This window comes from Nocardia amamiensis, from assembly GCF_015477605.1.
In the GTDB taxonomy this organism is placed as follows: Bacteria; Actinomycetota; Actinomycetes; order Mycobacteriales; family Mycobacteriaceae; genus Nocardia; species Nocardia amamiensis_A.
The window spans coordinates 265,013-280,132 of record NZ_JADLQX010000002.1 but is presented as its reverse complement, the minus strand read 5'-3'; the positions used below and the strand labels follow the sequence as shown (position 1 = coordinate 280,132).

Sequence of the window (15,120 nt, the reverse complement as noted above, 5' to 3'; positions counted from 1 at the left end):
AAACAGTATCGCGCCAAGGAATTGCGCGCCGAGCCGCGGGTTTGGCCAGGACCGCGGCCCGCCGGGATCAGTTCGGGACCAGCCGCCGGACGGCCGCGGGCAGCTCACGGACGCGCTTGTACGGCCCGGCGACCGACGCCGCGAACGGCCGCGCCAGCAGCGTCCGCGCGACCGCGGAAACCTCGTCGGTGGTGACGGCGTCGATGCGAGCCAGGGTCTCCGACACGCTGCGGTGGTTGCCGTAACTGAGTTCGCTGCGCCCGAGCCGGTTCATGCGCGAGGCGGAGTCCTCCAGGCCGAGCACCAGACCGCCGCGCAGCGAGCCCTTGGCGCGGGCGCACTCGGCGTCGCTGATGCCGTCGGCCGCCACCTCTTCCAGCACGCCGCGCGCCAAGGCCGCCACGTTGCCGAGGTTCTCCGGCTGGCAGCCGATGTACACCGAGAACGCACCGGTGTCGGCGAAGGTGTCGACGCTGGAGTACACCGAGTAGGCCAGCCCGCGTTCTTCCCGGATGCGTTGGAACAGCCGCGAACTCAGCCCGCCGCCGACCACCGTGTTGAGCACCGACAGCGGCCAGCGCCGCTCCCCTTCGTGCCGTCCGAAGGCGCGCACGCCGAAGGCGAGGTGCGCCTGTTCGCTGTCTCGGCGGTTCCACTGCAGCTGCGGAGCGCCGTGCGGGCGGAACCTCCCCTCGCGTCGCCGCGCGGGCGTCGCCGCGGGATCGAGCCGGTTCTCGAAGGCGCGGTGCACCAATTCCACCGTGTGGTCGTGCTCCACATTGCCCGCCACCGCGACCACCATCCGGTCGGGACGGTAGCGGCGCACGTGGAAGGACCGCAGCTGGTCCGGGCGCATGGCCTCGATGGATTCGACCGAGCCGATCACCGGACGCCCGATCGGGTGGTCGCCGAACAGCGCGGTCAGGAACGCGTCGCCGACCAGGTCCTCGGGGTCGTCGTCGCGCATGGCGATCTCCTCGAGCACGACCTGACGTTCCAGGTCCACGTCCACCGCCCGGCACAGACCATTGAGCACCACGTCGGAGACCATGTCGACGGCCAGCGGCAGGTCCTCGTCGAGGACATGCGCGTAGTAGCAGGTCTGTTCCTTGGCGGTGAACGCGTTGAGTTCGCCGCCGACCGCGTCCATCGCCTCGGCGATGTCGAGTGCCGACCGCGTCGGGGTCGCCTTGAACAGCAGGTGTTCCAGGAAATGCGCGGCACCCGCGACCGTCGGGCCTTCGTCGCGCGACCCGACTCCCACCCAGACGCCGATGGACGCCGAGCGCACCCCGGGCAGGTGCTCGGTCACCACGCGCAATCCACCGGGCAGCACGGTGCGCCGAACTCCGCTGTCCGTGTCTGCCCGCAGCTCGAGTGACGAACCCCCCCGCCCGGTGTTGAGCAGAGGGGTTGTCGTCTTCTTCTTCGTCACAGAGACAAGTACTACTCGGTCCCGGCCGAGCCCGCATCGGCCGCGTCGTCGCCGGACTCCTCGGCGGTCTCGTCGACCGGCACCAGCGAGATCTTGCCGCGGTTGTCGATGTCGGCGATCTCCACGCGCAGCTTGTCACCGACGTTCACCACGTCCTCGACCTTGGCCACCCGCTTGCCGTTGCCCAGCTTCGAGATGTGCACCAGGCCGTCGCGGCCGGGCAGCAGCGAGACGAACGCGCCGAAGGCGGTGGTCTTGACGACCGTGCCGAGGAAGCGCTCGCCGACTTTGGGCAGCTGCGGGTTGGCGATGGCGTTGATCGCGTCGATCGCGGCCTGCGCCGACGGGCCGTCGGTCGCGCCGACGAACACGGTGCCGTCGTCCTCGATGGAGATGTTGGCGCCGGTGTCCTCGGTGATCTGGTTGATCACCTTGCCCTTGGGGCCGATCACCTCGCCGATCTTGTCGACCGGGATCTTGATCGCGGTGACGCGCGGCGCGTACGGGCTCATCTCGTCCGGGGACGCGATGGCCTCGGCCATCACGTCCAGGATGGTGGTGCGCGCGTCGTGCGCCTGGCTCAGCGCACCGGCCAGCACCTGCGAGGGGATGCCGTCCAGCTTGGTGTCCAGCTGCAGCGCGGTGACGAACTCGCGGGTGCCCGCGACCTTGAAGTCCATGTCGCCGAAGGCGTCTTCGGCGCCCAGGATGTCGGTCAGCGCGACGTAGCGGACCTCGTCCTCGCCCTGGTCGTTGCTGATGGTGTCGGACACCAGGCCCATGGCGATACCGGCGACCGGCGCCTTCAGCGGCACACCGGCGTTCAGCAGCGACAGGGTGGAGGCGCACACCGAGCCCATCGAGGTGGAGCCGTTGGAGCCCAGCGCCTCGGAGACCTGACGGATGGCGTACGGGAACTCCTCCTGGCTGGGCAGCACCGGGATCAGCGCCCGCTCGGCCAGCGCGCCGTGGCCGATCTCGCGGCGCTTGGGCGAACCGACGCGGCCGGTCTCACCGGTGGAGAACGGCGGGAAGTTGTAGTGGTGCATGTAGCGCTTGCTGGTCTCCGGGCCGAGCGAGTCGACCTGCTGGGCCATCTTCACCATGTCGAGCGTGGTGACGCCCAGGATCTGGGTCTCGCCGCGCTCGAACAGCGCCGAGCCGTGCGCCCGCGGCACGACCGCCACCTCGGCCGACAGCGCGCGGATGTCGGCGAGACCGCGGCCGTCGATGCGGAAGCCGTCGGACAGGATGCGCTGGCGCACCAGCTTCTTGGTGACCGAGCGGAACGCCGAGCCGAGCTCCTTCTCGCGCCCGGCGAAGTCGTCGCCGAGACGATCGAGCACGGCGAGCTTGATCTCGTCGATCTTCTCCTCGCGCTCCTGCTTGCCCGCGATGCTCAGCGCCTCGCTCAGCTCGCGCTTGGCGGTGCCCTCGACGGCCTCGTAGATGTCCTGGCCGTACGGCGGGAAGAGCGGGAACTCCTCGGTGGGCTTGGCAGCCAGTTCGGCCAGGTCCTGCTGCGCGCGGCAGAGGCGGGCGATGAACGGCTTGGCGGCCTCGAGGCCCTCGGCCACGACGGCCTCGGTCGGGGCCTGCGCGCCGCCCTCGACCAGCGCGATGACGTTCTCGGTCGCCTCGGCCTCGACCATCATGATGGCGACGTCACCGGACTCGACCACACGGCCCGCGACGACCATGTCGAACACGGCGTTCTCGAGCTGCTCGGTGGTCGGGAACGCCACCCACTGCCCCTCGATCAGCGCGACGCGCACGCCGCCGACCGGGCCGGAGAACGGCAGGCCGGCGAGCTGGGTGGACGCGGACGCGGCGTTGATCGCCACCACGTCGTAGAGATCCTTCGGGTCCAGGCTCAGCACGGTGACCACGACCTGGATCTCGTTGCGCAGGCCGTCGACGAACGACGGACGCAGCGGACGGTCGATCAGGCGGCAGGTCAGGATCGCGTCGGTGGTGGGACGGCCCTCGCGGCGGAAGAACGATCCGGGGATGCGGCCAGCGGCGTACATCCGCTCCTCGACGTCGACCGTCAGCGGGAAGAAGTCGAACTGGTCCTTGGGCTGCTTGCCTGCGGTGGTGGCCGACAGCAGCATGGTCTCGTCGTCCAGGTAGGCGACCACCGAACCGGCGGCCTGCCGGGCCAGGCGCCCGGTCTCGAACCGGACGGTGCGGGTGCCGTAGCTGCCGTTGTCGATCAGCGCGACGGATTCGAAGACGCCGGGCTCGACCTCGACGGCCGAAGTCCTGCGCTCAGTTGTTTCAGTCATTCTTCTCTCTCAACCTCTCGTCTTCGCCGGCTCGAGCGCGTGGTGAGCGCGATCCGGCTGTCGTCAGCCGTACCGGGCACGGGCGCGCGGCAACCCTCCTGGCTGCGACGCGCACACCCGGCCGAATCCCCTTGGAGACGGCGACGCGGAGGCGGTCATCGATCGAAGCCCGACGGCGCGAAAACTCAGCCGAAAGGCCACTACCGAAGACCGACGCCACGCGGGCGGGTGCATACGGCTGTGCAATGTTGTCGTGCGACGGGACATATTCGCCCCTGATACACAAGTAGCCAACGAAAAGATTGTACGTCTCCCCGTTCGCCGAGCTATCGACCGCCTCGGCCACGGCATGGATCGAGCTATCGCTCGGACCCTCGAACACCGAACGGCCGACGCGTACGCGATGAAGTCGTAGGCGCCGGCCGCTCGGACGCGAGTCGAAGAAGAATTACCGCCGCAGCCCGAGACGCTCGATCAGCGAACGGTAGCGGTTGATGTCGTTGTCCTGCAGGTACTTCGACAGCCGCTTGCGACGACCGATCAGCGCCATCAGACCGTGGCGGGTGTGGTGGTCGTGCTTGTGCTTCTTGAGGTGCTCGGTGATGTCGGCGATCCGCTTGGACAGCAGCGCGATCTGCGCCTCCGGCGAACCGGTGTCCTTCTCGTGCAGGCCGTACTCGGCGAGAATCGCCGACTTCTGCTCGGTGGTCAGTGCCATGGGGCATCCACTCCTGTTTCTCAGTTCCGCGCTCGAAGACCCGGTCACCCGGTGCGGGCGCCGCCGCGGACCGCAGCAAACCCGAGCGTCCACCCTACCGGACCAGCACGTCCCCGCCGAAATCGCGGGCGCGTTCCACCCCTGCGGGCTCGACGCTCACCGATCGTCGCCGGCGGTGAGGATCTTGCGCGCGGTCTCCACGTCACGGCCCATGGTCTCGATGAGCTCGTCCACCGAGTCGAACTTGCGCTGGCCGCGGACGTGCTCGACGAAATCGACCGCGACGTGCTGGCCGTAGAGGTCGGCCTCGCGGTCGAGCACGTACGCCTCGACCGTGCGGGCACGACCGGAGAACGTCGGGTTGGTGCCCACCGAGATGGCGGCCATGGCCCGCTCACCCGGTGTGACGGTGCCGATCGTGGGCCCGGGTCCGAGCACGGTGAACCACCCCGCGTACACGCCGTCGGCCGGGATCGCGGCGTGCATCGGCGGCGCGACGTTCGCGGTGGGAAAGCCCAGCTTCTTGCCGCGGCCGTCGCCGTGCACCACGACACCCTCGACCCGATGCGGCCGGCCCAGCGCCTCGGCCGCGGCCGCCATGTCGCCCGCGTCGACGCAAGCGCGGATGTAGGTCGAGGAGAAGGTGACCGCGTGTTCGCCGAGCAGTGTCACCGCGTCGACCTCGAACCCGAATCGGTGACCGAGCTCCCGCATGGTCTCGACCGTCCCGGCGGCCTTCTTGCCGAAGGTGAAGTTGTCACCGACCACCACCTCGACCACGTGCAAGCGCTCGACCAGCAGATCGTGGACGTACCGGGCGGGGGTCAGCTTCATGAATTCCTGGGTGAACGGCATGACGCAGAACACGTCGACGCCCAGTTCCTCGGCCAATTCGGCGCGGCGGGTCAGGGTGGTCAGCTGAGCCGGATGGGAGCCGGGGCGGACGACCTCCATCGGGTGCGGATCGAAGGTCATCAGTACCGCGGGCATGCCGCGTGCGGCGGCGGACTTCACGGCCCGGCTGATCAGTTGCGCGTGGCCGCGGTGCACACCGTCGAACACACCGATCGTGAGGACGCAGCGCCCCCAATCCGCGGGCACCTCGTCGAGACTTCGCCATCTCTGCACAGTGCGCAGCCTACGCATATCAGGTAGCGAACAGTATTCGGGCGTGCCGACGTCACACAACGATTCCGATGCCTGGAACCGACGAGCTATCGCGGGGTGCAGGGACCTCGGCCCATCCGCATCGTCGGCCCGTGGATTCCCTGATCGCAACGGATCCACCTCCTGGGGGATGCCCGCCCCCTATCCGGGAGATAGCCGAACGGTGACCGCGCCCTGCTGCACGGTGCGGATCGTTGCGGCACAACGTCGCAGTTCGCGACATCCCCGACGGAAACTTCGTCAACCCGAAACGCACCGGACGGGTACGCGAAAGAGTCGGTACATCCACGGTTTTCCAGGCTCGAGAAGCTCTTCTCGCCCAAGTAGCGCGAATCGTCTAGCGTCCGATTTCGTTGGCGACGGAAGTGCCCCCGGAGTAGTCATGAAAAGTGCAGTCAAGCAGGTTCGTGTGATCAACCCGTCCGATTCGGCGGAGACAATCGGGCGGCAGCGACAACGCCTCGTCCCCTGCGTCACCACCGAAACCTGCGGTGCGACCGGCATCTCGGCGGGCATGGTCAACATGGCTCCGGCCGCGGTATCGAGGGCGCATTACCACGCGCACAGCGAGATCGTCGTCGTCTGCCTACGCGGTAGCGCGGTCACGCTGATCGGCCCGGACCTGAGGCCCTATTTCCACGGCCCCGGCGAGTTCATCTACATCCCGGACGGCGTCGTGCACGTGGCGGTGAACTTGGCCGAGGCCGACGACCTCGTCGCGCTGGAAATGCGAACCGACCCTTTGTTCAACGACGACGTGGTGCTGACGCCGGAATACGACGCCCGCGTGCCGGAAGTCGTTGCCCGCCTGCGCCGTGACCGGGCCGGTTCGTGAGATGGCGCTCGTCAAACGCAGCAGCGGCGCGGCCGCGGTGGCCAGCGGGCCGATCGATGACATCTTCGCGGCGCTCGCAAAGCGCCCTGACGTCGTCTCCTTCGCCGTCGGGGCGCCGGACCCGGCACTGCTGCCCGGCGAACTCGTCTCGGCGCTGTCCCGGGACGTCATCGGCAAGTACGGAAGCGCCGTCCTCCAGTACGGCATGACCCAGGGATTCGGCCCGCTCCTGGACGAAGCCCGAAACCTTCTGCGCACCCGCGGAATTCGATGCTCTCCCGACAGCTTGCACATCTCCACGGGCGGATCCGGGGCATTGCACAACGTATGTTTGGCGCTGCTCGACCCCCAGGACGTGGTACTGGTGGAAACCCCGACCTACGGGCCCGCGGTCAAAGAATTCCGTAGCCATGGCGCCACCGTTGTCGGGGTCCCGTCGGACGATTTCGGAATCGTGCCGGAAGCACTCGAGGAAGCACTGGCCCGATATGACGCCGCATTCGTGTACCTCTTGCCGACTTTCCAGAATCCGACCGGGCGAACGATGCCGACTCCGCGGCGTGAACAGATCGCCCAGATCGTCGTCGGACACGACACGCTGGTGATCGAGGACGACGTCTATGCCGACCTGCGCTACCGCGGCGTGGCACCGCCCGCGCTCGTGTCCTTCGCACCGGACAATTCGGTCTACATCACCTCGCTGTCGAAAACGCTTGCCCCGGCCCTTCGTGTCGGCATCACCGTCATGCCTCCGGACCTCTTGCGCAGTGTGCTCGCTTTGAAGCAAGGCATCGATATGCAAACCTCGACGTACTGCCAGGCGATTGCCGCCGAGTTCCTGGGCAGCGCGGCGGGGGCGGCGCACCTCGCTCGCCTCGTCGAGGTGTACTCGGCCAAATTGGACACCCTGGCCGACGCCGTGGAGCGGCACTTCCCGCCGGGCTTCCAGTGGGTCGCGCCCGACGGCGGGATGTTTCTGTGGGTGGAGGGCCCGCAGGGGTTCGACGCCGATGCGCTGCTGGGCACGGCGCTGCGGGAGGGTGTCGCCTTCCTGCCGGGAAGCGCCTTCTACGCCGACGACGCCGACCACCGCAACACGATGCGGCTGAGCTTCGCCAACGTGCCGGGAGACGATATCGACCGGGGCATCGCGGTGCTGGCCGCACTCTGCGAGGAGGCCACATGAGTGACCGGCATCCCGTCCTCGGCACCTGGGAGGTGACCGCCGACGGGGCTCCGTTCGCCTACCACGTGATGCAATTCCATCCCGGCGGCACGATGCTGCAGTCCAACCCGGATTACGGCAACCGCGCCACCAGCGACAGCAACGGAATGGGCACGTGGCGCTCCGATGGCAACCGCGTCACCGGCGCGTTCCTGGAGTTCGTCGTCGATCGAGCCGACCCGGCGGTGATCGGCAAAGGGATCGTCGCGTTCGAGCTCGAGGTGACCGGCGACCGGTTCGCCGGATCAGCCGAAGCAACGTTTTACGACCTGACGGGAGCGCCGCTGCGGCCGCCCGCGACCGCGCTGCTGACCGGCCGGAGATTCGACGGCACGGCGTTCGCCGGCCACGGGGATTCCGGCGCCCGGGATGTCTGAATGTGTATATCGGCACCACCCCGCCTAAGCTCGGGTGTGTGCCCGGTAAACGAGATATCGCCACGCGACGCGAGCTGGCCGACACCTCTGTGCCAGGCGAAGCCCAAGGTGGCACCGCGACGATCGCGCCGGTGCTCTCGTCGGTCGCCCAGGACTATCTGAAGGTGATCTGGACGGCGCAGGAGTGGTCGCAGGATAAGGTGTCCACCAAGTTGCTCGCGGAGCGGATCGGTGTCTCCGCCTCGACCGTCTCCGAAGCGGTGCGCAAGCTGGCCGACCAAGGGCTGGTCGAGCATGCCCGCTACGGCGCGATCGCGCTGACTCCCGAAGGGCGCCGTGCCGCCGTCGCGATGGTGCGCAGGCACCGGTTGATCGAGACGTTCCTGGTCAACGAGCTCGGTTACGGCTGGGACGAGGTGCACGACGAGGCCGAGGTGCTCGAGCACGCGGTCTCCGAACTGCTGATGGCGCGCATCGACGCCAAACTCGGCTACCCCGACCGCGATCCGCACGGCGACCCGATCCCCTCGGTGGACGGCGCGGTACCCACCCCGCCCGCCCGCAGGCTAAGCGACTTCGCCGCGGGTGAATCCGGTCGCGTCGCCCGGATCTCCGATTCGGACCCTGACATGCTGCGCTACTTCGACTCCGTGGGCATCGCCCTGGACACCACCATCGCGGTCGTGGAACGCCGGGACTTCGCCGGTACCATCGCCGTCCGCATCGGCGCGACGGAGTCACCGACCGACTTGGGCCGCCCCGCCGCCGAGGCGATCTGGCTCACCAGCTGACCGTTCTTGTGGGTCCGCGGCCAGCCGGTCGTCGAGTGTGGACCGCATCCGGCTCAGGAGGTCCTCGAACTGCCGCAGCAATTCCGGCGAATGCGCGGACAACCGAATATCGCTGTCGAACCGTACTTTCCGCAGAACAGATCAGGCGTGGGTGGTGATGGGCCTGCCGATCAGCTCGGCGGCGCGGGTGGCGATGGCACTGCCGAGGTCGCTGGTGGTGGCGGTGCCGCCGAGGTCGGGGGTCAGGACATTGCCCGAGGCGAGCACGTCGCCGACCGCTCGGTCGATCGCGACCGCCGCAGCGGACTCGCCGAGATGATCGAGCAGCATGGCGCCCGCCAGTATCTGCGCGACCGGATTCGCGATCCCCTGACCGGCGATGTCGGGAGCGCTGCCGTGCACGGCCTCGAACATCGACGGGGCACCGCGGTCGGGATTGATGTTGCCCGACGGCGCCAGACCCAGCCCGCCGGTGACGGCGGCGGCCAGGTCGGAGAGTATGTCGCCGAACAGATTCGAACCGACGATGACGTCGAGGCGGTCCGGGTGCAGCACGATCTCGGCGGCCAGCGCGTCGACATGCATCTGGCGCGTCGTCACCTGCGGGTACTCCGCGGCGATGCGCTCGAATACGCTGTCCCAGTACGGCATTGAGTGGATGAGCCCGTTCGACTTCGTGGCCGAGCAGAGGCGCCCGCCGCGTTCGGCGGCTCGTTCGAAGGCGTAGCGAATGATCCGTTCGCACCCGACACGGGTGAACACCGACTCCTGGAGCACGAATTCGTCGGGCCGGCCGGGATTGTGCATGCCGCCGATCTCGGAATACTCACCCTCCGAATTCTCTCGCACGATCAGTATGTCCAGATCGTCAGCGGTCCGGCCGCGCAGCGCCGACTCGGTGCCCGGCAGCAGGCGCACCGGACGCAGGTTGACGTACTGACCGAAGGCCCGGCGCAACGGGATGAGCAGACCCCACAGCGAAATATGATCGGGCACACCGGGAAAGCCGACCGCGCCGAGCAGGATCGCGTCGAATCGGCCGAGCCGGTCCGGACCGTCGGCGGGCATCATCGCGCCCGTGCGCAGGTACTGCTCACAGGACCAGTCGAATTCGGTCCATTCGATATCCGGCAGCACCGCGTCGAGCACTCGTACCGCCTCTGCGGTCACGTCGACGCCGATGCCATCGCCTGGGATGGTCGCGATCCGGTATCCGCTCACCCGTGGTCCCTCTCCCTTGTGTTCGGCCGACCTGGCCTCCGACGGTCTCGAATATCAGCCGGGCTGTGGTTCTGGTTCCAGGCTGTCCGCGGTCGTCGGCTGTGCGACGCACGCTGTACGGCTCGGCACGCCGGACTCACAACTTCACGCCGATGTACTTGGTCTCGAGGAACTCGTCGATTCCGGTAGGCCCGCCCTCGCGGCCGAGCCCGGATTCTTTGACGCCGCCGAACGGCGCGGCCGGATTCGACACCACGCCCTGGTTGAGTCCCACCATGCCGGTCTCCAGCGCCTCACATACCCGCAGTCCCCGCCGCAGGTTCTCGGTGAATACGTAGCTCACCAGCCCGTACGGCGTGTCGTTGGCCCGGCCGATGGCTTCTTCCTCGGTGTCGAACACGCCGATCGCGGCGACCGGGCCGAAGATCTCGGTCTGGCACAGTTCGGCATCGTCGGGGACGTCGACCAGCACGGTCGCGGGATAGAAGGTGCCAGGACCGTCCAGCGCGGTCCCGCCGATGAGCACCGTGGCGCCGCGATCGCGGGCGTCGTCGACCAAGCGCTGCACCTTGGCGACGGCGTCGGCATCGATCAATGGGCCGACCACCACGTCCGGCTCGGTCCCGCGACCCATCGGCAGCGCCGCCATCCGATCGGCGAGCCTGCGTGCGAAGACGTCCGCGACGCCACGCTGGACCAGAATGCGGTTGGCGGCGGTGCATGCCTGGCCGATATTGCGCATCTTCGCCGCGAGCGCGCCCTCGACCGCCTCGTCCAGATCGGCGTCGTCGAATACCAGCAGCGGGGCGTTGCCACCGAGTTCCATCGAGGTGCGCATTACCGTTCGAGCGCACTGCGCGAGCAGCTGTTTGCCGACCGCGGTCGAACCCGTGAAGGACAGCTTGCGCGAGCGCTCATCGCGGATCAGCGGCGTCATCAGGGCGGCGGGGTCGGCGGTGGTGATCACGTTGACCACCCCGGCGGGCAGGCCGGCAGCGGACATGATCTCGGCCAGCGCCAGTATCGAAAGCGGCGTCTGCTCAGCGGGTTTCACCACGCAGGTGCAGCCGGCGGCAAGGGCCGGAGCGACCTTGCGCGCACCCATGGCCATCGGGAAGTTCCACGGCGTGATGAGCAGGCTGGGGCCGACCGGCTGCCTGGTCACCAGGAAGCGGGAGCCGCCGGTGGGCGCGGGCATGTACCCGCCGTCCAAGCGCACGGCCTCCTCGGCGAACCAGCGGAAGAACTCCGCGGCATAGGCGATCTCGCCGCGCGCCTCGGCCAGCGGTTTGCCCATCTCCAGCGTCGCGATCATCCCGAGCCGCTCGGTGTCGGCGAGCAACGCGCGGTGGACGCGCATGAGCAGGTCGCTGCGCTCTCGTGGTGGGGTGCGCGCCCACTCCGGTTGCGCTCCGCACGCCGCGTCCAGTGCCGCGAGGCCGTCGGCGGGATCCGCGTCGGCAACGGAACAGAGCAGTTCGCCGGTCGCGGGATCGATGACAGGTAGCGATCGGGCGGTCTCACGCCACTCGCCGTTGATGAACAGGCCGCGCGGCACCGTGTCGATCGCGGATCGTTCAGCGGTGCTGAGGGGGCTTTCGGTGAGCATCGTCGGTGGCTCCTCTCGACCGCGCAGCGTTCGGCCATTGCTGCGACCCGTGCGGCCATGTTATGCATATTGTCGACAATCCGACAATATGCAATCACGCCAGTCATCCCACCCGCTCCGGGAGGCGAATCACCATGACCGAGCTATCGCCCGTCCTGAAACAGGCCACTCCGGTGACCGTCGACCACGGGTCGGGGTGCTATCTCTACGGCACCGACGGACGCCGCTACCTGGACTTCACCGCCGGCATCGGCGTGACCAGCACCGGCCACTGCCACCCGCACGTGGTCGCGGCGGCGCAGGCACAGGTCGCCTCGCTGATCCACGGCCAGTACACGACCGTCCTGCACCGGCCGCTGCTGGAACTCACCGATCGCCTCGGCGCGGTGCTGCCGGAGGGCTTGGACGCGCTGTTCTTCGCCAATTCCGGTAGCGAGGCGGTCGAGGCGGCGCTGCGGCTGGTGCGCCAGGCGACCGGGCGGCCGAACGTCATCGTCTTCCACGGCGGTTTCCACGGCCGCACCGTCGCGGCCGCCACGATGACGACGTCCGGCACCCGGTTCTCCGCCGGATTCAGCCCGCTCATGCCGGGCGTGCACGTCGCGCCCTTCCCCACCGCGTTCCGCTACGGCTGGAGCGAGCAAGAGGCCACCGCCTTCGCGCTGCGCGAACTCGACTACCTGTTCACCACGCTCACCTCCCCCGCCGACACCGCCGCGTTCCTGGTGGAGCCCGTGCTCGGCGAGGGCGGCTACATCCCCGGCAACACCGCGTTCTTCCGCGGACTGCGCGAACGCGCGGACCGGCACGGCATACTGCTGGTTTTCGACGAGATCCAGACCGGCTTCGGACGGACCGGAAAATTCTTCGGCCATCAGCACTTCGGTGTGCGGCCGGACGTGATCACCATCGCGAAAGGGCTGGCCAGTGGGTTCCCGCTGTCGGGTATCGCGGCGCCGCGCGAGCTGATGGCGCGGGCATGGCCGGGCTCGCAGGGCGGCACCTACGGCGGCAACGCGGTGGCGTGCGCGGCGGCGATCGCCACGCTGGACGTCATCGAATCCGAAGGCCTGGTGGAGAATGCGGCGGTCAGGGGCGAGCAGCTGCTCCGCGGTCTGCGCGACAGCGCCACCAAGGCGATCGGCGACGTGCGCGGTCTCGGACTGATGGCGGGCGCGGAATTCACCACGGCCACCGGCGAACCCGATCCGGTCACCGCCGCGGCCGCGCAGCGCGCCGCGATTGCCAAGGGACTGCTGCTGCTGACCTGTGGCGCGCAGATGAACGTGGTGCGGATGATTCCGCCGCTGATCGTGACCGATGCTCAGATCGAGGACGCGCTCGCCATCTGGTCGGAGGTCCTCGCCGAGCTGTAGCCCGGCGACTCCCGCCGCCGACGCGCCTGTGCGGCAACCCCGCAGTGTCCGCGCCCCGGTATGCCTGCCCGGCCACGCCGCCGTTGTTCCCGACTCCACCCGTGCCCGTCCGGCGGGCCAGATCAGGAAGCAGGACCGCATGGCCCGCTACATCACCATTTCCCTCACCAAGGCCGCAGTGACCTGCCGCGCGCGTTTGCTCGACGAGGAGGCGCCGCGCACGTGTGCGGCGGTGTGGAACGCGCTGCCGCAGGAAGGCGACGCTTTCCACGCCAAGTACGCCCGCAACGAGGTGTACACTCTGCTCCCGCGGATCGGCGCGGCCCCGCATCGGGAGAACCCCACCGTCACGCCGATCCCCGGCGACGTGTGCCTGTTCGATTTCGAACCGTGGGAGATCGGCAATCCGGCCTACGGCTACGAGCCCGGCTCCGCGGCCGAGCACGAGCGCGGCGCGACCGACCTCGCGCTGTTCTACGGCCGCAACAATTTGCTGATCAACGGCGATCTCGGCTGGGTACCCGGCAACGTCTTCGCCACGATCGAGGAAGGCCTGGCCGAGATGGCCGCGGCGTGTAACACCCTGTGGCTGCACGGAGTCCAAGGCGAAACACTCGCCTTCGCCCGCGCCTGACCCAACGAGCCAGTGCCCCCGCCGCACTCGCGGGGGCGCTGTTCATTCAGGAGGCCAGCACGAATTCAGCGTAGCGGGCCACCGCCAGCACCAGGTCGTCGGAGTGACGCGGACCGACGATCTGCAGCCCGACCGGAAGACCCGCGGGTGTGCTGCCCACCGGGATGCTGATCGCGGGCTGCTGGGTGAGATTGAACGGATACGTGAACGGCGTCCACTGCGGCCAGCTGCGCAGCCCGCTGCCGGGGGGCACGTCATGGCCGGCCGCGAACGCGGGAATCGGCACGGTCGGAGTGATCAGGACGTCGTAGTCGGTATGGAACGCGCCCATGGTGATGCCGAGCTGCGCCGCCACGTTGCGGGCGGCGAGATAGTCGACGGCGCTGACGGTCTCGCCGCGTTCCCACACCGCGCGCAGTCCCGGATCGACCCGCTCGCGCGTCCCCTCCGGGAAGCCGGACAGCATCGTGGCCGCCCCCGCCGCCCAGAGCAGTTCGAAGGCCTCGCGCGGATCACCGAAACCGGGATCGGCCGCGCTGACGAGCAGTTCGGCCTCGGCGAGGCGAGCCACCGCCGCGTCGACGACCGCGGCGACGTCGGCGTCCACCTCGGCGTAGCCCAGCGTCGGCGAGTACGCCACGCGCAATCCGCGCACATCACGCTGCATTTCGGCGCGGAAAGTGGTGAGCGTGGGAGCAAGCGCGGTCGGGTCGCGCGGATCAGGGAGCGACAGGATGTCCATCAGCAGCGCCGCGTCCTCGACGGTGCGGGTCATCGGGCCCGCGTGCGCCAGCGGACCGAAGGGGCTGGCCGGGTACAGCGGAATCCGGCCGTAGGTGGGCTTGAACCCGACGATGCCGCAGAAGGCCGCCGGAATGCGCACGCTGCCGCCGCCGTCGGTGCCCACCGAAACCGGCCCCATGCCCGCCGCGACAGCCGCGGCGCTGCCGCCGGAGGATCCGCCCGCCGTGGTGGACGCGTCGGCCGGGTTGCGGGTGATTCCGGTCAACGGGCTGTCGGTGACCGCTTTCCACGCGATCTCCGGGGTCGTGGTCTTGCCCAGGAAGACCATGCCGTCCTCGCGCAGCCGCGCCGCCACCGGGCTGTCCACCGGCCACGGCCCGGCCGGGTCGATCGAGGTGGATCCGCGCCGGGTGGGCCAGCCCTCGGTCAGGAAGACGTCCTTGATCGAGATCGGCACGCCGTCCAGCAATCCGCGAGCGTGGCCGGACTGCCAGCGCGCCTCGGAATCCTTCGCCTGCACCAGGGCACGGTCGGAATCGACGAGACAGAACGCGTTGAGCGCGCCGTCGCGATCGGTGATCGCCCGCAGGATCGCCTCGGTGGCCTCGACCGGCGACAGCGCGCCCGCCGCGTAGGCGGAGACCAGCTCGACCGCCGTCATCGCGGTCGGATCGGTGGGAGAGTTCATGTCGGGGTAGCT

The 15,120-nt window shown here is 68.8% G+C and carries 13 protein-coding genes; 6 read left to right on the top strand and 7 right to left on the bottom strand.

Annotation, left to right across the window (positions count from 1 at the left end):
* Nucleotides 1–67: 67 nt before the first annotated feature.
* From IU459_RS03780 to IU459_RS03765, 4 genes are all read right to left on the bottom strand, one after another.
* Nucleotides 68–1,408 carry a M16 family metallopeptidase gene (locus IU459_RS03780; protein WP_195128184.1) on the bottom strand — a complete coding sequence of 447 codons (1,341 nt, stop codon included), beginning with the start codon at nucleotides 1,406–1,408 and terminating at the stop codon, nucleotides 68–70.
* Between the two features lie 38 nt (nucleotides 1,409–1,446).
* Nucleotides 1,447–3,723: a polyribonucleotide nucleotidyltransferase gene (locus IU459_RS03775; RefSeq protein WP_195128018.1), complete on the bottom strand. Its 2,277-nt coding sequence runs from the start codon at nucleotides 3,721–3,723 to the stop codon at nucleotides 1,447–1,449.
* Between the two features lie 448 nt (nucleotides 3,724–4,171).
* Nucleotides 4,172–4,441 (bottom strand): 30S ribosomal protein S15, encoded by a 270-nt coding sequence (gene rpsO / locus IU459_RS03770; RefSeq protein ID WP_039799352.1) that lies wholly within the window; start codon nucleotides 4,439–4,441, stop codon nucleotides 4,172–4,174.
* Nucleotides 4,442–4,597: 156 nt separating this feature from the next.
* A complete protein-coding gene (locus tag IU459_RS03765) occupies nucleotides 4,598–5,569 on the bottom strand; it encodes a bifunctional riboflavin kinase/FAD synthetase (RefSeq protein ID WP_195128017.1) in 972 nt (323 codons plus the stop codon).
* Nucleotides 5,570–5,990: 421 nt separating this feature from the next.
* Here IU459_RS03765 and IU459_RS03760 point away from each other — a divergent pair, with 421 nt between their 5' ends.
* The 4 genes from IU459_RS03760 to IU459_RS03745 all read left to right on the top strand — a co-directional run bounded on the left by IU459_RS03760 (nucleotide 5,991) and on the right by IU459_RS03745 (nucleotide 8,836).
* On the top strand, nucleotides 5,991–6,443 hold the full coding sequence (locus IU459_RS03760; protein ID WP_195128016.1) for a cupin domain-containing protein: 453 nt from the start codon (nucleotides 5,991–5,993) through the stop codon (nucleotides 6,441–6,443).
* Nucleotide 6,444: 1 nt separating this feature from the next.
* Nucleotides 6,445–7,629, top strand: a complete 1,185-nt coding sequence (locus IU459_RS03755; protein WP_195128015.1) for an aminotransferase-like domain-containing protein — start codon at nucleotides 6,445–6,447, stop codon at nucleotides 7,627–7,629.
* Nucleotides 7,626–8,045, top strand: coding sequence for a hypothetical protein (locus tag IU459_RS03750; protein ID WP_195128014.1), 420 nt, complete (start codon nucleotides 7,626–7,628; stop codon nucleotides 8,043–8,045). Before IU459_RS03755 ends, IU459_RS03750 begins: the two co-directional genes overlap by 4 nt.
* 122 nt (nucleotides 8,046–8,167) lie before the next feature.
* Nucleotides 8,168–8,836 carry a metal-dependent transcriptional regulator gene (locus tag IU459_RS03745; RefSeq protein WP_195128183.1) on the top strand — a complete coding sequence of 223 codons (669 nt, stop codon included), beginning with the start codon at nucleotides 8,168–8,170 and terminating at the stop codon, nucleotides 8,834–8,836.
* 141 nt (nucleotides 8,837–8,977) lie between these two features.
* On the opposite strand, the gene IU459_RS03740 is transcribed toward IU459_RS03745, so the two are convergent.
* Together IU459_RS03740 and IU459_RS03735 are read right to left on the bottom strand one after the other, a co-directional pair.
* Nucleotides 8,978–10,057, bottom strand: a complete 1,080-nt coding sequence (locus tag IU459_RS03740) for a tartrate dehydrogenase (protein ID WP_195128013.1) — start codon at nucleotides 10,055–10,057, stop codon at nucleotides 8,978–8,980.
* Between the two features lie 136 nt (nucleotides 10,058–10,193).
* Nucleotides 10,194–11,666, bottom strand: a complete 1,473-nt coding sequence (locus IU459_RS03735; protein ID WP_195128012.1) for an NAD-dependent succinate-semialdehyde dehydrogenase — start codon at nucleotides 11,664–11,666, stop codon at nucleotides 10,194–10,196.
* A 134-nt stretch (nucleotides 11,667–11,800) separates the two neighbouring features.
* Between IU459_RS03735 and IU459_RS03730 the strand changes: the two genes are divergently transcribed.
* Entirely contained in the window at nucleotides 11,801–13,042 is a 1,242-nt protein-coding gene (locus IU459_RS03730; protein ID WP_195128011.1) for an aspartate aminotransferase family protein, read from the top strand.
* 139 nt (nucleotides 13,043–13,181) lie between these two features.
* On the top strand, nucleotides 13,182–13,676 hold the full coding sequence (locus IU459_RS03725; protein ID WP_195128010.1) for a DUF3830 family protein: 495 nt from the start codon (nucleotides 13,182–13,184) through the stop codon (nucleotides 13,674–13,676).
* Between the two features lie 46 nt (nucleotides 13,677–13,722).
* On the opposite strand, the gene IU459_RS03720 is transcribed toward IU459_RS03725, so the two are convergent.
* Nucleotides 13,723–15,108 carry an amidase gene (locus IU459_RS03720; protein WP_228837356.1) on the bottom strand — a complete coding sequence of 462 codons (1,386 nt, stop codon included), beginning with the start codon at nucleotides 15,106–15,108 and terminating at the stop codon, nucleotides 13,723–13,725.
* Between the last annotated feature and the right edge of the window lie 12 nt (nucleotides 15,109–15,120).